Annotated in this window: 18 protein-coding genes; 9 read left to right on the top strand and 9 right to left on the bottom strand. The window is 71.1% G+C overall.

Translation table 11 applies throughout. The features are described from left to right. Positions 1-46 precede the first annotated feature (46 nt). From ACZ4AA_RS20010 to ACZ4AA_RS19980, 7 genes are all read left to right on the top strand, one after another. Positions 47-397, top strand: coding sequence for an antibiotic biosynthesis monooxygenase family protein (locus ACZ4AA_RS20010; protein ID WP_467603484.1), 351 nt, complete (start codon positions 47-49; stop codon positions 395-397). Next, a complete protein-coding gene (locus tag ACZ4AA_RS20005; RefSeq protein WP_467603481.1) occupies positions 384-1,289 on the top strand; it encodes an amidohydrolase family protein in 906 nt (301 codons plus the stop codon). The genes ACZ4AA_RS20010 and ACZ4AA_RS20005 overlap by 14 nt, the downstream gene beginning before the upstream one ends. 108 nt (positions 1,290-1,397) lie before the next feature. Beyond that, complete coding sequence (locus tag ACZ4AA_RS20000) at positions 1,398-2,138, top strand: response regulator transcription factor (RefSeq protein ID WP_467603477.1); 741 nt, start codon at positions 1,398-1,400, stop codon at positions 2,136-2,138. Beyond that, on the top strand, positions 2,135-3,784 hold the full coding sequence (locus tag ACZ4AA_RS19995; RefSeq protein WP_467603474.1) for a sensor histidine kinase: 1,650 nt from the start codon (positions 2,135-2,137) through the stop codon (positions 3,782-3,784). Before ACZ4AA_RS20000 ends, ACZ4AA_RS19995 begins: the two co-directional genes overlap by 4 nt. Positions 3,785-3,798: 14 nt before the next feature. Further along, positions 3,799-5,391 (top strand): bifunctional glycosyltransferase family 2/GtrA family protein, encoded by a 1,593-nt coding sequence (locus ACZ4AA_RS19990; protein ID WP_467603471.1) that lies wholly within the window; start codon positions 3,799-3,801, stop codon positions 5,389-5,391. A gap of 32 nt (positions 5,392-5,423) precedes the next feature. Next, entirely contained in the window at positions 5,424-7,676 is a 2,253-nt protein-coding gene (locus ACZ4AA_RS19985) for an ArnT family glycosyltransferase (RefSeq protein WP_467604357.1), read from the top strand. Between the two features lie 243 nt (positions 7,677-7,919). Then, complete coding sequence (locus ACZ4AA_RS19980; protein WP_467603469.1) at positions 7,920-8,537, top strand: TetR/AcrR family transcriptional regulator; 618 nt, start codon at positions 7,920-7,922, stop codon at positions 8,535-8,537. A 26-nt stretch (positions 8,538-8,563) separates the two neighbouring features. Here ACZ4AA_RS19980 and ACZ4AA_RS19975 read toward each other — a convergent pair whose 3' ends face one another. Beyond that, positions 8,564-9,028 carry a PPOX class F420-dependent oxidoreductase gene (locus ACZ4AA_RS19975; RefSeq protein WP_467603466.1) on the bottom strand — a complete coding sequence of 155 codons (465 nt, stop codon included), beginning with the start codon at positions 9,026-9,028 and terminating at the stop codon, positions 8,564-8,566. Between the two features lie 154 nt (positions 9,029-9,182). Here ACZ4AA_RS19975 and ACZ4AA_RS19970 point away from each other — a divergent pair, with 154 nt between their 5' ends. Then, positions 9,183-9,911 (top strand): ANTAR domain-containing protein, encoded by a 729-nt coding sequence (locus ACZ4AA_RS19970; RefSeq protein ID WP_467603464.1) that lies wholly within the window; start codon positions 9,183-9,185, stop codon positions 9,909-9,911. Between the two features lie 7 nt (positions 9,912-9,918). Here ACZ4AA_RS19970 and ACZ4AA_RS19965 read toward each other — a convergent pair whose 3' ends face one another. From ACZ4AA_RS19965 to ACZ4AA_RS19955, 3 genes are all read right to left on the bottom strand, one after another. Then, positions 9,919-10,740: a YceI family protein gene (locus ACZ4AA_RS19965; RefSeq protein WP_467603461.1), complete on the bottom strand. Its 822-nt coding sequence runs from the start codon at positions 10,738-10,740 to the stop codon at positions 9,919-9,921. Between the two features lie 94 nt (positions 10,741-10,834). After that, entirely contained in the window at positions 10,835-13,300 is a 2,466-nt protein-coding gene (locus ACZ4AA_RS19960; RefSeq protein WP_467604354.1) for an MFS transporter, read from the bottom strand. A gap of 82 nt (positions 13,301-13,382) precedes the next feature. Further along, positions 13,383-13,889, bottom strand: coding sequence for a MarR family winged helix-turn-helix transcriptional regulator (locus ACZ4AA_RS19955; protein WP_467603459.1), 507 nt, complete (start codon positions 13,887-13,889; stop codon positions 13,383-13,385). Positions 13,890-14,104: 215 nt separating this feature from the next. Between ACZ4AA_RS19955 and ACZ4AA_RS19950 the strand changes: the two genes are divergently transcribed. Next, complete coding sequence (locus ACZ4AA_RS19950) at positions 14,105-14,302, top strand: hypothetical protein (RefSeq protein ID WP_339130334.1); 198 nt, start codon at positions 14,105-14,107, stop codon at positions 14,300-14,302. Between the two features lie 87 nt (positions 14,303-14,389). Here ACZ4AA_RS19950 and ACZ4AA_RS19945 read toward each other — a convergent pair whose 3' ends face one another. The 5 genes from ACZ4AA_RS19945 to ACZ4AA_RS19925 all read right to left on the bottom strand — a co-directional run bounded on the left by ACZ4AA_RS19945 (position 14,390) and on the right by ACZ4AA_RS19925 (position 18,197). Further along, positions 14,390-15,220 carry a hypothetical protein gene (locus ACZ4AA_RS19945; RefSeq protein ID WP_467603456.1) on the bottom strand — a complete coding sequence of 277 codons (831 nt, stop codon included), beginning with the start codon at positions 15,218-15,220 and terminating at the stop codon, positions 14,390-14,392. 49 nt (positions 15,221-15,269) lie between these two features. Beyond that, positions 15,270-16,166: an RNA polymerase sigma factor SigF gene (locus ACZ4AA_RS19940; protein WP_339130332.1), complete on the bottom strand. Its 897-nt coding sequence runs from the start codon at positions 16,164-16,166 to the stop codon at positions 15,270-15,272. Positions 16,167-16,410: 244 nt separating this feature from the next. Continuing rightward, a complete protein-coding gene (locus ACZ4AA_RS19935) occupies positions 16,411-17,418 on the bottom strand; it encodes an RNA polymerase sigma factor SigF (RefSeq protein WP_467603452.1) in 1,008 nt (335 codons plus the stop codon). 227 nt (positions 17,419-17,645) lie between these two features. Further along, positions 17,646-17,939, bottom strand: a complete 294-nt coding sequence (locus ACZ4AA_RS19930) for a Dabb family protein (protein ID WP_467603449.1) — start codon at positions 17,937-17,939, stop codon at positions 17,646-17,648. Between the two features lie 78 nt (positions 17,940-18,017). Next, positions 18,018-18,197: a hypothetical protein gene (locus ACZ4AA_RS19925; protein ID WP_037615173.1), complete on the bottom strand. Its 180-nt coding sequence runs from the start codon at positions 18,195-18,197 to the stop codon at positions 18,018-18,020. Positions 18,198-18,229: the final 32 nt, after the last annotated feature.

Raw genomic sequence — 18,229 nt, 5'->3', positions numbered from 1 at the left:
GAAAGGTGCTGGACGACGGGCGACGCCCGGAAGGAGAGTGGCGGACATGAGCGATCACCCCGACGTGCCTTTCGCAGCCCATGAGCCCCCCTACTACGCCGCCGTGTTCACCTCCGTGCGCAAGGAGGGCGACGGCGGGTACGAGGAGACCGCCGAGCGTATGGAGGAGCTGGTGAAGGAGATCCCGGGCTATCTGGGGATGGACCACGCGCGGACGCCGGGCGGACTGGCCATCACCGTCGGCTACTTCCGGGACGAGGACGCGATCAAGGAGTGGAGCGCGCATGCCGAGCACCGGTCGGCACAGCGGCGCGGCCGGGCCGATTGGTACGAGCGCTACACCCTGCACATCGCCAAGGTCGAGCGGAGCCACGGGTTCGAACGTGCCGACGGCTGAGCGCCGGGAAGCGCGGGACGAGGCCCGGGAGGTACGGGGCTTCTGGGAGGGGCTCGGGCTGCCCGGACTCGTCGACGTCCACACGCACTTCATGCCCGAACGGGTGCTGCGCAAGGTGTGGGACTACTTCGACGGACTCGGCGAGCTCACCGGAGGCATCGAGTGGCCCATCGCCTACCGCGCGGACGAGGAAGAACGGCTGGCGCTGATCCGGGAGTTCGGCGTGCGCGCCTTCACCGCGATGCTCTACCCGCACAAGGCCGGCATGGCCGAATGGCTCAACTCCTGGGCCGTCGACTTCGCCCGCCGCACCCCCGACTGTCTGCACACCTCGACCCTGTTCCCCGAGAAGGGAGTCGAGGGTTACGTGCGTGAGGCGGTGGAGGCGGGCACGCGTGTCTTCAAGGCGCACGTACAGGTGGGTGCGTACGACCCGGCGGACGAACTCCTCGACCCCGTCTGGGGGTTGATCGCCGAGGCGGGAATCCCCGTGGTGATCCACTGCGGTTCGGGGCCCTCGCCCGGCAAGTACACCGGCCCGGGACCGGCCGCGGCCGTCCTGCGCCGCCATCCACGGCTGCGGTTCGTCTTCGCGCACATGGGGATGCCCGAGTACGAGGACTTCCTCGGCCTCGCCGAGCGGTACGAGGAGGTGCGGCTCGACACGACCATGGCGTTCACCGACTTCAGCGAGCGCCTCGCGCCGTTCCCGCCGGGCCTGCTGCCCCGTCTCGCCGACCTCGGGGACCGGGTGCTCCTCGGCACGGACTTCCCCAACATCCCGTACCCGTACGTCCATCAGCTGCGCGCGCTGGAACGGCTCGGGCTGGGCGACGACTGGCTGCGTGCCGTCTGCTTCGGGAACGGCGCCCGCCTCTTCGGCCTCCGCTGACGGGAGAGGCGGTTCCCAGGAGTTCCCTGAGAGGCGCCTGTGCGTTTCTCAGGGAAATCACAGGTTCACGAAAGGATGTTCTCAGCGGCGCGCACCAGGGTGTCCGCTATGACCACGACCTCGCCCCAGGGGCGCACCGAACTGCTGAGGCCGGACGGGAGCCCCGTCCGGGTGCTTGTGGTGGACGACGAACTGTCGATCACCGAGCTGCTGTCCATGGCCCTTCGCTACGAGGGATGGCAGATCCGCAGCGCGGGTGACGGCACGGGCGCGGTGCAGACCGCGCGCGAGTTCCGGCCCGACGCCGTGGTGCTCGACATGATGCTGCCCGACATGGACGGCCTGGCGGTGCTCGGTCGGCTCCGCCGGGAGCTGCCCGACGTCCCGGTCCTGTTCCTGACGGCGAAGGACGCGGTCGAGGACCGGATCGCCGGCCTCACCGCCGGCGGCGACGACTACGTCACCAAGCCGTTCAGCCTGGAGGAGGTCGTGGCCCGGCTGCGCGGTCTGATCCGGCGTTCCGGCGCGGCCGACCGGCGGTCCGAGTCCGTGCTCGTCGTCGGGGACCTCACCCTGGACGAGGACAGCCACGAGGTGTCGCGCGGCGGGGCCAACATCCACCTCACCGCGACCGAGTTCGAGCTGCTGCGCTTCCTGATGCGCAATCCGCGCCGGGTGCTGAGCAAGGCGCAGATCCTCGACCGTGTGTGGTCGTATGACTTCGGCGGCCAGGCCAATGTGGTCGAGCTCTACATCTCGTATCTGCGCCGCAAGATCGACGCCGGACGCGAGCCGATGATCCACACCCGGCGTGGGGCCGGATACCTGATCAAGCCCGCCACGTCATGAGCGGACGACGACGGCCGCGAACGCAGAGAAGGCGAGCACGACAGCCGCGGACCCTGCGGTCGCGGCTCGTCGTCTCGGCGGTGGCGCTCATCGCCGTGGTCTGCGCCATGATCGGCACGGTCACGACCATCGCCCTGCGCCAGCACCTCTACACGCAACTGGACTCCCAGGTTACCGACGCGGCCCGGCGGCTCTCGGGGCCCCCGGGGAACATCCGCGGCGCGAGCCCGGGCGACGGAGGCCAGGCGCCCGGAAACCCGAACGGCGGCGGCTCGACGGACTCCGCCGGCGGCCTGTCCGGCGACGAGGACAGACTCACGTCCTTCGTCACCATGGGTCCGACGCCGACGAAGACCATAGCGGCCGAGGTCGGCACCAACGGCCGGGTCGGCGAGGCGGTCGTCGCCGCGGAGAAGAACAGCAGCAGCGACGGGTTCAGGGGAATGAAGGGCATCCCCCTCACCAGCGCGCAGAAGGCCGCGCTCGCCACCGTCAGCACGGACGGTCACGCCCACAGCGTCGACGTCCCGGGGCTGGGCGAGTACCGCGTCAAGTACCTGACCGGCGGACACGGCACCTTCTACGTCGCCATGCCCACCGCGGCGGTCACGAACACCGTCAACACCCTGATCCTCGTGGAGGCGAGCATCACCGGCGCCGGACTCGTCGCCGCCGGCATCGCGGGCAGCGTGATCGTCGGTCTGGCCCTGCGCCCCCTGCGCAAGGTCGCCGCGACCGCCACCCGGGTCTCCGAACTCCCCCTGCACACCGGCGAGGTCACCCTCTACGAGCGGGTTCCGGAGTCCGAGTCCGATCCGCACACCGAGGTCGGGCAGGTCGGGGCGGCGCTCAACCGCATGCTCGACCACATCCACGGAGCACTGCACGCACGCCAGCAGAGCGAGATGCGCGTACGGCAGTTCGTCGCCGACGCCAGTCATGAGCTGCGCACCCCGCTGGCCTCCATCCGCGGGTACGCCGAGCTGACCAGACGCGGCCGTGAGGAGACCGGGCCCGACACCCGGCACGCGCTCGGGCGGATCGAGTCCGAGGCCGGCCGGATGACCCTGCTCGTGGAGGACCTGCTGCTGCTCGCCCGGCTCGACGCCGGCCGGCCGCTCCAGTACGAGCAGACCGATCTCGTACCCCTGGTGATCGACGCCGTCAGCGACGCGCGGGCCGCCGGGCGCGGCCACAACTGGCGGCTCGAACTGCCCGAGGAGCCCGCGCTGGTGTCGGCGGACGCCGCACGCCTCCAGCAGGTCATGGTCAATCTCTTCGCCAACGCCCGTACGCACACCCCGCCGGGGACGACCGTCACCGCGCGCGTGCACCGGCACGGGCCGTGGCTGTGCGTGGACGTCCAGGACGACGGCCCGGGCATCCCGCCCGATCTGCTGCCCCGCGTCTTCGAACGCTTCGCGCGAGGCGACTCCTCCCGTTCGCGTGCCTCCGGATCGACCGGTCTCGGGCTCGCCATCGTGCAGGCCGTCGCGGCCGCGCACCAGGGCGCCGTGACCGTGGACAGCGTCCCCGGCAGGACCGTGTTCACGCTGCATCTGCCCGCGATCCACCCCGAAACATCGTGGTCATCGCACTCACAGGCACAGCACAGCGCCACCACATCGGTGCGACAGGGGGCCTGACGAGAGTCGTTCGCATGCGAACCGACTCTTCTCCCGGCAATCTGCCGGCGCGGGAGCACCTCCCGGCCACAGACGCCGGTACGGCTGTCCTGGACGTAGTGATCCCCGTCTACAACGAGGAGAAGGACCTCCAGCGATGTGTGCTCAGACTGCACGAGCACCTCAGGCGCACGTTCCCGTACGCGTTCCGCATCACGGTGGCGGACAACGCGTCCACGGACACCACCCCCCTGGTGGCGGCGCGGCTGGCGGAGCGGATCCCGGAGGTCACGTCCTTCCAGCTGGAGCAGAAGGGCCGCGGCCGGGCGCTGCGGACCGTGTGGTCGGCCTCCGACGCCCCGGTCCTCGCCTACATGGACGTGGACCTGTCCACCGACCTGAACGCGCTGCTGCCGCTGGTGGCCCCCCTGATCTCCGGTCACTCGGACCTTGCGATCGGTTCGCGGCTGTCCCGCTCCTCACGGGTGGTGCGGGGCGCCAAGCGGGAGTTCATCAGCCGCACGTACAACCTGATCCTGCGCGGTTCGCTCCAGGCCCGCTTCTCGGACGCGCAGTGCGGCTTCAAGGCGATCCGCCGTGACGTCGCCCAGGAACTGCTGCCCCTGGTCGAGGACACCGGCTGGTTCTTCGACACCGAGATGCTGGTGCTGGCCGAACGGGCCGGGCTGCGCATCCACGAGGTCCCGGTCGACTGGGTCGACGACCCGGACTCGACCGTCCACATCGTGAAGACCGCGACGGACGACCTCAAAGGTGTGTGGCGGGTGGGACGCGCCCTCACCACCGGCTCCCTGTCGCTCGACCGGCTCGCCCGGCCCTTCGGGGACGACCCGCGCGATCGCGAACTGACCGACGTTCCCAAGGGATTGGCCCGCCAGCTCGTCGGATTCTGCGTCGTCGGCGGCCTGTCCACCCTCTTCTACCTGCTGCTCTACAGCGGCTTCCGCTCCTTCTCCGGGGCCCAGGTCGCCAACGCGCTCGCGCTGCTCGTGTCGGCGATCGCCAACACGGCGGCCAACCGGCGGCTCACCTTCGGCGTACGCGGCCGGGGCGGTGCCGTCCGACACCAGGCCCAGGGTCTGGTCGTCTTCGGTATCGGCCTCGCCCTGACCAGCGGCTCCCTCGCCGCCCTCAACGCGGCGACGAGCGATCCCGCGCACTCCACCGAACTGGCGGTGCTCATCGCCGCCAACCTCGCGGCGACCGTGCTGCGCTTCCTGCTCTTCCGCGCCTGGGTCTTCCCCGACCGGCAGGACGGGACACCGTCGCCGTCCCCGGCGGCGGACCCGCACCAGCAACAGGACCGGGGGCTCCACCAGCAACAGGACCGGGGGCTCCACCAGCAACAGGACCGGGGGCTCCACCAGCAACAGGACCGGGGGCTCCACCAGCAGCAGGACCGGGGGCTCCGCCCGGCCTCGGCACGGCAGGGCGCGGACACGTATCCGCCGCTGCCGCAGCGCCCCACCGCGCCTCCGTCCCCGTACGACACGGCCCCCGTGGCCCCCCACCGCGCCGACGACGCCGTGGACCGCTCCTGGCGGGATTCGACCATGCAGTTGCAGGCGGTGCGCCCGCACGACCACGATCCGAGGAACGCGCGATGACGACACGGCCCGACACGAGCACCGGCACCGGTATGCACACCGGCCCGAGCACGACGACCACGACCACGAGTACGGGAACCAGCCTCGGCTCCGGGCCGGCCTGGGGGCCGACCGCCTCGACGCCTCTCCCCGAGCACGCCCTTCCCGCCGTCTCCCCCGGGCCCGGTGAGCCCGCCCTGCCCTTCCCGCGCAGGGCCTGGAGAGGGCGGCCCGAGGACCCGCGCTGGGCGCGCCCCGCCCTCCTCGGTCTGCTGCTCGTCACCGCGGTGCTCTACCTGTACGACCTGAGCGCCTCCGGGTACGCCAACTCCTTCTACTCCGCGGCCGTGCAGGCCGGCAGCCAGAGCTGGAAGGCCTTCTTCTTCGGCTCGCTCGACTCGGCCAACGCCATCACCGTCGACAAGCCCCCGGCCTCGCTGTGGCCGATGGCCCTGTCGGTACGGATCTTCGGCCTCAGCTCCTGGGCGATCCTCGTCCCCGAGGTACTGATGGGCGTGGCCACGGTCGGCGTCCTGTACGCGGCGGTACGCCGGCGGTTCGGCGCCCCGGCGGGTCTGATCGCCGGCGCGGTGCTCGCGCTCACCCCGGTCGCCGCGCTGATGTTCCGGTTCAACAACCCGGACGCGATGCTCGCGCTGCTCATGACCGTCACGGTCTACTGCGTGATCCGCGGCCTGGAGGACGGCCGCACGAAGTGGCTCCTGTGGGCGGGGGCCGCGGTCGGCCTCGCGTTCCTCACCAAGACGCTCCAGGCCTTCCTGATCCTGCCGCCGCTGGCCGTCCTGTACGCGGTCTGCGCGCCGGTGACGGTGCGCAGGCGGTTCGCGCAGCTGGGCCTCTCGGCGGCCGCGATGGTGGTCGCCGGCGGCTGGTGGGTCGCGATCGTCGAACTGTGGCCCGCGTCCTCCCGCCCGTACATCGGCGGTTCCCAGAACAACTCCTTCCTGGAGCTGACCTTCGGCTACAACGGCCTCGGCCGTATCAACGGCGACGAGACCGGCAGTGTCGGCGGCGGTGGGGGCGGCGGCACCGGGCAGTGGGGCGAGACCGGCTGGAACCGGATGTTCAGCTCCGAGATCGGCAGCCAGATCTCCTGGCTGCTCCCGGCGGCCCTCATCCTGCTGGTGGCCGGCCTCGTCCTCACCCGCGGGGCGAAGCGGACCGACCTGGCCCGTGCCTCGTTCCTCGCCTGGGGCGGCGCGCTGCTGACGACCGCGCTGGTCTTCAGCTACATGGCCGGCATCTTCCACCAGTACTACACGGTGGCCCTGGCCCCCTACATCGCCGCCGTGGTCGGCATGGGCGCGACGGTGCTGTGGGAGGAGCGGGGCAAGGTGTGGGCATCGCTCACCCTCGCCGGATCGCTCGCCGCCACCGCGGCCTGGGGATATGTGCTCCTCAACCGCACCCCCGACTATCTGCCGTGGCTCAGGTGGCTGGTCCTCGTGGGCGGTCTGACCGGAGCGCTCGGTCTGGTCTTCGCTGCCGGGCCGGCCAGGCGGCTCGCCCTCGCGGCGGCCGGGCTGGGCCTCGTGACCGCGCTCGCGGGCCCGACGGCGTACACGCTCTCCACGGTGGACACCGGGCACACCGGCTCCATCGTGACGGCCGGTCCGGCCGGGGCGAGCATGATGGGCGGCAGGGGCGGCTTCCCCGGCGGCGGTGGCACGCGCGGCGGGTTCCCCGGTGGCGGCCCGAATCAGCAGAACGGCAACGGCGGAACGCCGAACGCTTCGCAGGGCATGCCCGGCGGTGGCACGGGCGGCCCTCCGACGGGCGGCACCGGCGGCTTCCCCGGCCAGAACCAGCAGGGCAACGGCGGTACCCAGGGCCGGAACCAGCAGGGCGGCATGCCCGGCGGCATGGGCGAGGGCGGGATGCCCGGCGGCGGCGCGGGAGGACTGCTGAACGGCGCGTCCGTCGGCTCCGCGGCCAAGGCGCTGCTGTCGAAGAACGCGGGGGACTACACCTGGGCGGCCGCGGCGATCGGTTCCCAGAACTCCGCCAGCTACCAACTGGCCACCGGCAAGCCGGTGATGGCGATCGGCGGCTTCAACGGCACCGACCCGTCCCCGACCCTGGCCCAGTTCAAGAAGTACGTGACGGACGGCAGGATCCACTACTTCATCTCGGGCGGCGGCATGGGCGGTGGCATGGGCGGCGAATCCTCCGGCACCACTTCCACCTCCTCGCAGATCACCTCGTGGGTCACGGCCAACTTCAAGAAGGTGACGGTGGGTTCGGCCACCTTCTACGACCTGACGCGGCCGGCGAGCGCCGGCTGACCGGAAGGCGCGGCAGCTGACCGGAAGCCGCGGCAGGGGCCCGGCGGACGGACGGTGGCGGTGGCCCGGAGCGAACTCGCTCCGGGCCACCGCTCTTTCGTACGAGGGCCGGATTTCGGCCGGAGTGAGGGTCATGTCCCTGAAGTGCCCGCATAGCATCATCGGGGAGGGTGGTCCGGGAAGTTCCGGTGGTCCGGGAGGTTCCGGCCCGCGACGTGGTTCGGGTTCCTAGGAAGGTGCGCCATGGTGAGGGCAGCCGACGGGGCGGAGCGAGCGGCGCGGACCAGTGTCTGGCTGGAGGGCAGGGCCCCCCGCGGCAGGACCCCCCGGCACGGCGGCCAGCCGTCCGGGCTCGACCGGGAGCGGATCACCGCGGCCACGGTGCGGCTGCTGGACGCCGAGGGGCTGGGGAAGTTCTCCATGCGGCGCCTTGCGGCCGAACTGAACGTCACGGCGATGTCCGTGTACTGGTACGTCGACACCAAGGACGATCTGCTGGAGCTGGCGCTCGACGCCGCGTTCGGTGAACTGGAACTGCCGGACGCGGGGCCGCGGGAGGGCTGGCGCGATCAGCTGCGGGCGCTGGCCGACGGATACCGGGCGTTGCTGGTGCGCCACCCCTGGGTGTCGACGCTGATCGGCGACTTCCGGAACATCGGGCCGTGTTCCACGGCGTTCTCGGCGTGTGTGCAGCAGGTGATCGGGAACACCGGGATGCCGGTGGACGGGCGGCCCGGGGCGACGGCGGCCGTGCTCCAGTTCGTGTACGGGTCCGGGACGGTCGGGAGCCGGGAGCGGGACTTCGGCTTCGGCCTCGACCTGCTGACCGCGGGGATCGAGGCCATGGTGTCGCGCGGCTGAGCCCCCCCCGGGGCCCCGGGCACGCCCTAGGGGGCCAGGTGGGCCGGGAAGCCGCCGGTGGCCACCGGGCCCCAGCGGGTGGGGGTGACGCGGATGATCGACTTGGCCTGCTTGCGCATGGCCTCGCGGTACTCGTCCCAGTCGGGATGCTCACCGGCGATGTTCCGGTAGTACTCGACGAGGGGCTCGACGGAGTCGGGTGAGTCGATCACCTCGGCGGTGCCGTCGATCTGGACCCAGGGCCCGTTCCACTCGTCGCTCAGGACGATGAGGCTCACCCGCTCGTCCCGCCGGGCGTTGCGGGTCTTGGCGCGCTCGGGGTACGTCGAGACGACGACGCGGCCCGAGTCGTCGACACCACAGGTCAGGGGGGATCCCTGGGGGCCGCCGTCGGCGCGGCGGGTGAGCAGGATCGCCCGGTGGCGGGGACGTACGAAGTCCAGCAACTCGTCCAGGGAGACCGAGGTGTTCGTCGCGATGTGGGGTGCCATGCGATCAGCGTAGGCCGCGTGCGGGCCGATCGCCCGCGGGCTGCGCCGGTGGGCGGCACCGCGCCTCATCGGAGCGGCTAAAGTGCTCTTCGTCCTGTGCTCGCAGTCGGGAATGTGCTGCGGAGCTCTCCTGCGCATGGTCATGTGGCCGTGCATGCCGAAGAGGTTCGTGGTGGCTGCGTCTGAGTTTTCCGAATTGTCCCGTTCTGATACGGGTTTTGAGCTGGCCGAAGGCCTCACGGCGGCGGCTCAGCAACTGCACGGGACATCGAGTCCTCATGCCACCCTGCGAACGGCCGTCGGGCTGGCCGTGCGCATCCTCCCCGGTGTCGAGTACGCGGGGATCTCGGTCATCGAGCCGAAGGCCCACCGGCAGACACTGGCCTGGACGGACGAGGTCGTCCGCTCCGCCGACGCGCTGAACGCGGGCCGTGAGCACCACCCGTACTGGAGCCGGCTGTGGACGGCGCCGGTGGCCCGGATCGAGGACAGCGCCTCGGCGGACGGGGACGGGGACCGCGCGCTGTCCGGCCTCGGACTGCGGTCGGTGCTGTCACTGCGGCTGCGGGCCGACCGGCGCCGGCTGACCGTCCTGACGGCGTACGCGCGGGCGCCCCGCGCCTTCGACGAGTCGGCCACCCGGATAGGGCGGCTGTTCACCGCGCACGTCGGTATCGCGCTGGACTCGGCGACCCTGCGCGAGCAGCTCACCGAGGCGATGCGCACCCGGGATCTGATCGGGCAGGCCACGGGCATCCTCATGGAGCGGCTCGACATCGACGCGTCCGAGGCGTTCGACAGCCTCGTGCGCACCTCCCAGCGGGAGAACGTCAAGCTCCGTGACCTGGCCCGACGGATCGTCGACGCCAGCGAGGGCGAGTGAGCCGGGCTCAGACGGCCGGCAGCGACTCGCCCTGCACGGCCTGGATGTCGAGCTCCACCCTCAGGGTCGTGCCGATCGCGGAGATGCCCGCCTGGACGATCTGGTTGTAGCGCAGGGCGAAGTCCTCGCGGTGGAGTTCGGCCCTCGCCCGGAACGCGGCGCGGGTGCCGCCCCAGGGGTCGGCGCCGGTGCCGAGGTAGGCGAGGTCGAGGTCGACGGGCCGTACGACGCCGTGCAGGGTGAGCTCGCCGTGCACGGTCCAGCGGTCGGATCCCGCCGGGGTCAGGCCCGTCGAACGGTAGGTGATCAGCGGGTACTTCTCGGCGTCGAGGAAGTCCGGTGACCTCAGGTGTCCGTCGCGCATGCCGTTGCCGGTGTCGATGGAGGCGGCCGTGATCGTGGCCTCGACCCGGGAGGCGGTCACGTCGCCGGGGGCGATCTCGATGCGGCCGGTGAAGTCCGTGAAGCGGCCGTGCACGCTGGAGATCCCCAGGTGCTGGGCGACGGCGCCGACGGAGGAGTGCGCCGGGTCGAGGGTCCACGGTCCCGGCGGGGGCAGTTCGGTGCCGCCGCGGCGGGCCAGCGTCACCTGGCCGACCTCGGCCCGGCCGGACGCCGTGACGATGGCGCCGGAGGCGGCGGGCGCGTATCCGAGCGCGGTCACGATCACGGTGTAGGCGCCCGGCGCGAGGCTCGTGGTGTCGTGCACGGCTCCGTCGGTGTCCGCTTCGGCCCGCAGCACCTGCGCGCCGGCCCCGTCGGTCACCGTGACGACCGCGTGCGACACGGCCCATCCGTCCCGTGTGCGGATCTTCGCGGTCAAGCCCATGGCAGTAACTCCTTGCGGTGTACCAATGAAAACCGGCCCGTGGGGGGCGCACCTCCGCTCAGAGTGCGCGCATCCCCACGGGCCGGAGCTCGGACTACTCGCCGGGGTGGGCGAGTTCGATGTCGTGGGCGTCCACGCCACGGCCGCCGACGGTCAGCGCGGTCGCCACCGGCGGGTAGCCCGCCGCGATGACGGTGTACTCGCCGCCGTCCAGATCGGTGAAGGCGTACGCCCCGTCGCCGCCGGTCCTGGCCGTGCCGACCACGTTTCCGGCCGCGTCCACCAGCGTCACGCGGGCGTCCGACAGGGGGCCGTGCGGCGCCCGGACGACACCCTGGACCTGGGAGCCCGCGTCGAGGTCGACCTCGACCCGGGTGACCCCGGTGCCGCCGACCTCGACGGGCAGCGCCCGCGGCCGGTGGCCCGCGGCGTTCACCGCGACCGTCACCACGCCGGGCACGAGCTCGGCGAAGGCGAACTCGCCCTGCTCACCGGTGGTTCCGGTGGCCAGCACATCCCCGCGGACGTCGGTCACGACGACCATCGCGTCCTTGACCGGCGAAGCGCCCTCGGCGGCCCGGACGACACCGCTGAGCCCGCTGGTGCCGCTCAGCAGGATGTCGTACGCGAGCGGGTCCCCGGTCACGACGATCGTCGAGGCCTGCGGCTGGTAGCCGTCGGCGGAGGCGATCAGGACGTAGGAGCCCACACCGGGCGCGTCCACCGCGTAGGAGCCGTCGGCCTGGGCGACCGAGCGGCCGAGCTGGCGCCCCTCGGGCGAGATCAGCGTGACCGCGGCCTGCGGCACGGGCGCGCTCTCGGCGCCGCGGACCTGACCGTGCACGGCGATGCCGCCGGAGACGGGCTGCGGGTCGTCCTGGCGCGTCGCGGTGGCGACGGCGCCGAGCCGCTGCGTGCCCTCGGGCGCGGTCTCGGAGAGGGTCTCGACGGGGGTGACGGCCGGGGCGAGGGCGGCGGTGGCCGCCGCCTCGACGGCCTCGGCGACCTGTGTCTCGGCCGAGGGCGCCCCGGCCTTCTCGGCGGCGGCCTGGGCCAGCGCGCCGGACGTCCGCAGCGGGACCTCCTTGATGAACAGCACGATCAGGAAGGCGACCAGCGCCAGGCCGGCGGCGATCAGGAAGACGTCGGCGATGCCGTGGCCGTACGCGCTCTCCATCACGGTGCGCAGCGGCGCGGGCAGCTTGTCCATGTCCGGGATGGTGGAGCTGGAGTCCGAACCGGCGGCGAGGGCCGCGTACTTGGGGCCGAGGTGGGTCAGTCCGTCCTTGGCGTAGTCGGTGATCCTGGTGGCCATGATCGCGCCGAGCGCGGAGACACCGATCGCACCGCCGAGGGAGCGGAAGAACGTCACCGTGGAGCTGGCCGAGCCCAGGTCGGCCGGAGCCACCTGGTTCTGCGTGGAGAGCACCAGGTTCTGCATCATCATGCCGACGCCGAGGCCCAGCAGCGCCATGAAGATCGCGATGTGCCAGTACGTCGTGTCGTAGCGGATCGTGCCGAGCAGGCCGAGGCCCGCGGTGACGAGGAAGCCGCCGGAGACGAGCCAGTACTTCCACCGTCCCGTCTTGGTGATGACCTGGCCCGAGACCGTGGAGGAGACGAACAGACCGCCGATCATCGGGATCGTCATGACGCCCGACATCGTCGGGGACTTGTCCCGCGCCAGCTGGAAGTACTGGCTGAAGAACACGGTGCCGGTGAACATCGCGACACCGACGAACAGCGAGGCGAGGGAGGAGAGGGTGATGGTCCGGTTGCGGAACAGCCGCAGCGGGATGATCGGCTCGCTCGCCCGGGACTCGACCAGCACGAACAGCAGGCCGAGCGCGATCGCGCCGCCGACCATCGTGTACGTCTGCCACGAGACCCAGTCGTACTTGTCACCGGCGAAGGTGACCCAGACCAGCAGCAGCGAGACCGCGGCGGAGATGAAGAACGCGCCGGCCCAGTCGACCTTCACGTCCCGCTTCACGACGGGCAGGTGCAGGGTCTTCTGGAGCACGATCAGCGCGATGACCGCGAACGGCACACCCACGTAGAAGCACCAGCGCCAGCCGAGCCAGCTCGTGTCGGTGATGACACCGCCGAGCAGCGGGCCGCCGACGGTTGCGACGGCGAACGTCGCGCCGAGGTAACCGGAGTAGCGCCCGCGCTCACGCGGGGAGATCATCGCGGCCATCACGATCTGCGCGAGGGCGGACAGACCGCCGACGCCGACGCCCTGGATCACACGGCAGGCGATGAGCATGCCGGGGTTCTGGGAGAGCCCGGCGGCGGCCGATCCCAGGACGTAGACGATCAGCGCTATCTGGACGAGCGCCTTCTTGCTGTACAGGTCGGAGAGCTTGCCCCACAGGGGCGTGGTCGCGGTCATGGCCAGCAGCGAGGCCGTGACGACCCAGGTGTAGGCGGACTGGCCGCCGCCCAGGTCGCCGATGATCTCGGGGAGCGCGTTGGTGACGATCGTCGACGACAGGATCGCGACGAACATGCCGAGCAGCAGCCCGGACAGCGCCTCCATGATCTGCCGATGCGTCATCGGAGCGCCGTCGGCGCCTCCGTGCTTGGCGTGAGAGCCCCGCACACCGGCTGGTGTGGTCGTTGCCATGGGGTTCCTTTTCTTACGCGGGTGTACGGGTGGTCGGTTCTGCTACGTCTGTCGCGTACGGGGGAGGGTGGGCGGGCGTCCGCTGCGGCGAGCGGCAGTCGCCGAAGCTCTCGCGCAGCCGGCCCATCAGCTCGATGAGCAGCCCGACCTCGTCGTCGGACCAGTGGCTCAGGCGGTCGGAGAGTAGTCGCGACGTACGCAGGGACAGCTCGTCGAGCTGCGCGTGCCCGGCCTCGGTGAGGCGCAGGATGCGCGAGCGCTTGTCGGCCGGGTCGGGGGACCGTTCGATCCAGCCCCGGTCGGCGACGTGCGCGACATGGCGGCTGGTCACCGACATGTCCACGGAGAGGAGCTCCGCCAGCCTGCTCATCCGCATCTGGCCGTACCGGCCGAGCAGGGTGAGCACGGCGGCGGAACCCGCGGGGCAGTCGGGCGGCAGGATCCGGCCCATGTCCCGCTTCACGGCACCGATGGCGCTGAGCTGACGAGCCAGTTCCTCGTACTGCGCCTGCCCGGCCATCGCACCCCCTCTATTCGTTGCTTAGGGCAACCATAAAGAAGTTGGTTGCCGCAGGCAAACGAGTTCGATGCTTCAAGGCTAAAAAGTTGGCAAAGGCAAGTGTTGGCGATCGGAAACGTGCAGGTGGGGGCGGCCGATGGGGAGAGTGGTGAGGATCGGTGTGAAGGGGAGCCCGGCACTTGGGCAGCCCCCGCCTATTCGCTAGGGTCCGGCCTATGGCAAACACCCAGGGCCCCGAGGGCAACTACGACCCCGCGGGCAGCACTCAGATGTTCCGTGCGTTCGTCGACGAGGCCCCCCAGGGCCGGCAGCAGCAGGCGGCCGCTCCCGCGGGCCCCCGCGTGGGTCTGATCGTCGGCGTCGTCCTCGCCGTCGCGGTCGTCGCCGCGGTGGCCTATCTCGCCTTCATGTGATCCCGCGGGACCGCGCGGCCGGATCCACGGCCGGGCGGCACCGCCGACGACCGGGGCGGCGTGACCCGTCGGGGCCACGCCCCTGGTTCATCCGACCGACACGTCCCGTGTCTCGATGTGCATGCCCAGCGGTACGCGCCAGGCGTCCACGCACACCGTCCAGGTCCTGCTCTTCGTCGTGCCCGCGGCGATCGGCGCCGGGAGGGCCTCGGTCGACCGGATCGTCGCCCAGTCGATCCCGAGCGACCCGATGATGTGGGTCCCGAACGTCACCGTGCCCGAACGCGCCGCCGTACCACCGGTGTTGGCGAAGGAGACGGTCACCTTCTCGCACCAGCGCCGATCGGTGGCCGCGCGCGCGGTGGCCTTCGCGGCGAGCACGGCGGGACCGGCGCTCACCGTCGGGGCGGGTGCGGTCGGCGTGGAGGAACCCCCCGGGCCCCCGCCCGGACCTCCGCCCGAACTCCCTCCCGTACGACCGGAGTCGCCGCCGGAGGACGAGCCGGACGACGTGCCGGAAGCCGGACCGGGCGATGTTCCGGAGGGCGAGGTGCGCCCGCCGTCGGAGCCGGTTCCCCCGCCTCCCGCACCGGTCGACCCGGAGCCGCCCGCGCCGGAGCCGGCCGACGAGCCGCCCGGGTCCGCGGTCGATGCCCCGGTCCCTGAACCGGCCGTGTTGCCAGGGGTGTTGGAACCGCTCCCGGCCCTGCCCTCCAGCGGCACCAGGGACACGTCGCCCGAAGGCGCCACCGCCCGGGGAGAGCCGTCCGCGGGGCCGACGGCGGCATAGCCGCCACCGCCTCCGCCGCTCCCGCACGCGGCCAGGGCCCCGCCCAGACACAGCAAGGCCGCCGAGGCGCCCAGCAGGGCACCTCGGCGACGGCCTGTCGGCTCGTGACGCATCGGCTCGTGACGCATCGCGCCAGTGTGGCTGACGATCCGTCAATTAAGAACCCGCGTGCGGGAGTCAGTCGGAGATGAGGCCTTCGCGCAGCTGCGCGAGGGTGCGGGTGAGCAGGCGGGAGACGTGCATCTGCGAGATGCCGACCTCTTCGCCGATCTGGGACTGGGTCATGTTCGCGAAGAAGCGGAGCATGATGATGCGGCGCTCGCGTGGCGGCAGCTTGGCGAGCAGGGGCTTGAGCGACTCGCGGTACTCCACGCCCTCCAGCGCGGTGTCCTCGTAGCCGAGACGGTCCGCGAGGGAGCCCTCGCCGCCGTCGTCCTCGGGGGCGGGCGAGTCCAGCGAGGACGCCGTGTACGCGTTGCCGACGGCGAGACCGTCGACCACGTCCTCCTCGGACACCCCGAGGGCCGTGGCGAGTTCGGCGACCGTCGGCGAACGGTCGAGCCGCTGCGAGAGCTCGTCGCTGGCCTTGGTGAGGGCCAGGCGCAGCTCCTGGAGGCGGCGCGGGACGCGGACCGACCAGGACGTGTCACGGAAGAACCGCTTGATCTCGCCGACGACCGTGGGCATCGCGAAGGTCGGGAACTCGACACCGCGCTCGCAGTCGAAGCGGTCGATCGCCTTGATCAGGCCGATGGTGCCGACCTGGACGATGTCCTCCATCGGCTCGTTGCGGGAGCGGAAGCGGGCCGCCGCGTACCGGACGAGCGGGAGGTTGAGCTCGATGAGGGTGTCCCGGACGTAGGCACGCTCCGGGCTGTTCTCGGCGAGTGCGGCGAGCCGCAGGAAGAGGGAGCGGGACAGGGTCCGGGTGTCGATGGCGCCCGAGGACTCGGGGACCAGCACGGGCTCCGGGGCCTCGGCGGCAGGGACATCGTGAAGCGCGGCGTGCGCCTCGGGCACTGCGTCGCTCTTCGTGAGCGTGAGCACCTTCGAGCTGCCCTGATCTGCGGACATGCCACCCCCTTTGGGTCGCGGACGGTCGCGGCAGTCGCTCCCGTCGGAGGAACGCAGCCTCCACCTGAATACCGGAGGCGAGGCCGCGGCAAACGCGCTGCCGGAAGAATGTCACATGTCGGCAACACGCTGTAGAGACTTGTCGACATGTAGAGGGTGGATCGGCCCTGGAAAAAGGGGGTCTGACGGATTTTCAGCGCTGAACCGACGTAAAAATCGCCCTTGAGCGATTAGCTCTTTTCGGTTACGCCTCGATCCTGTTTGCGGATCGAAGACGCGCGAAGCTGCGGGCGAGGAGCCTTGACACATGCATCTGGGAAACGCCCAGTTCCGCGCTGATCTGTGACTGGGTCAGGTTGCTGTAGTAGCGGAGCAGCAGGATCCGCTGCTCGCGTTCGGGCAGCTGTACGAGCAGATGCCGTACGAGATCGCGGTGCTCGACCCCGTCGAGCGCGGGGTCCTCGTAGCCGAGCCGGTCGAGGAGCCCCGGCAGCCCGTCGCCCTCCTGGGCCGCTTCGAGGGAGGTCGCGTGGTACGACCGCCCCGCCTCGATGCAGGAGAGCACCTCCTCCTCGGTGATGCGCAGCCGTTCGGCGATCTCCGCGGTGGTGGGCGAGCGCCCGAAGGCGGTCGTCAGGTCCTCGGTCGCGCTGTTCACCTGCACCCACAGCTCGTGCAGCCGGCGCGGCACGTGCACGGTGCGAACGTTGTCACGGAAGTACCGCTTGATCTCGCCGACGACCGTGGGCATCGCGAAGGTCGGGAACTGCACGCCCCGGTCCGGGTCGAAGCGGTCGATGGCGTTGATCAGGCCGATGGTGCCGACCTGGACCACGTCCTCCATCGGCTCGTTGCGGGAGCGGAAGCGGGCCGCCGCGTACCGGACGAGCGGCAGGTTCGCCTCGATGAGGGCGCCGCGGACCCGGTTGTGCTCGGGCGTTCCCGGCTCCAGCACCTTGAGCTCGCCGAAGAGCACCTGGGTGAGGGCGCGGGTGTCGGCGCCGCGACGCCGTTCCGGAGCGACCTCCTGGACCGGTGCGGGGTCGGCCTCGGTCTCCGGGGCGGTGGTGGCGTCCGTGGCGGGGGCGGGCGGCGGAGGGGGCGTGGGGCCCGCTGTGGGGCCGGCCGCGGGGTTCGGTGCCGTGGTCTGCGTCAGGGGGCGGGCCGGGGGCGGCGGCGGGGCGGACGGGAGGGCCGTCGCCCTGGCGACGGCCGGGGCTTCCTCCTGGGGCGGCGCAGTACTGGCCGACACGGTCAACGCCACCTCTTCGTTCGTCAACGACCCGTCAACATATCCGTCAATTCATCCCTCAAAAGCGGTCATAGCATCACAAGACATGTGCACTGTGTGCAAGCACCCCATAACGCCGTGTTGGAGGTGAGTTGAGGGTGACGGGGAGGTGGATCGGGGTCCAAGACGTCGAAAACCCCTGACCGGTTGTGGTCAAGGGCTCGGTAAGAGAGTGCGATCAAAAACAGTCAGAACGGATAGTCGGCGATCACCCAGGTGGCGAACTCCCGCCAGAGAGCGACACCTGCCACATGGGCCGGGTGCTCCAGGTAAGCCTTGAGGGCGTCGGCGTCCTCGACGGCGGAGTTGATCGCGAAGTCGTACGCGATGGGGCGGTCGCTGATGTTCCACTCGCACTCCCAGAACCGCAGCTCGGGGATCAGACCGCCGAGCGCGCGGAAGGCGGCGACGCCCTCGACGACCCGGGGTTCGTCGCGCGCGACACCCTCGTCGAGCTTGAAGAGGACCAGATGGCGGATCACGGGTGCTCCCTGATGGTGAGGCGGTGCTGCGCTACGGGGCGCGTGGAGTCCCCGCCGGGCCGGTGACGGTGTCCGGCGTCAGTTCTTCGCCCCGTCGGCGATCCAGGTCATGAAGTCGCCTATCGCCCCGGCGGCGTTCGATATGCCCTCGAAGGCTATCTGTACGTAGTCGGCGGCCTTGGCCGGATCCGTGATGATCACGTAGAGCGCGAAGACCACGAGTACGTAGATGGCGATCTTCTTCGAATTCACCGCCATGGCGGCCTCCCCTGTGACTTCTGCGCCCGTCG

Source organism: Streptomyces sp. NPDC024698 (assembly GCF_055559015.1).
The sequence above is the reverse complement of the archived record's forward strand: the minus strand, read 5'-3'. Positions and strand labels throughout refer to the sequence as shown.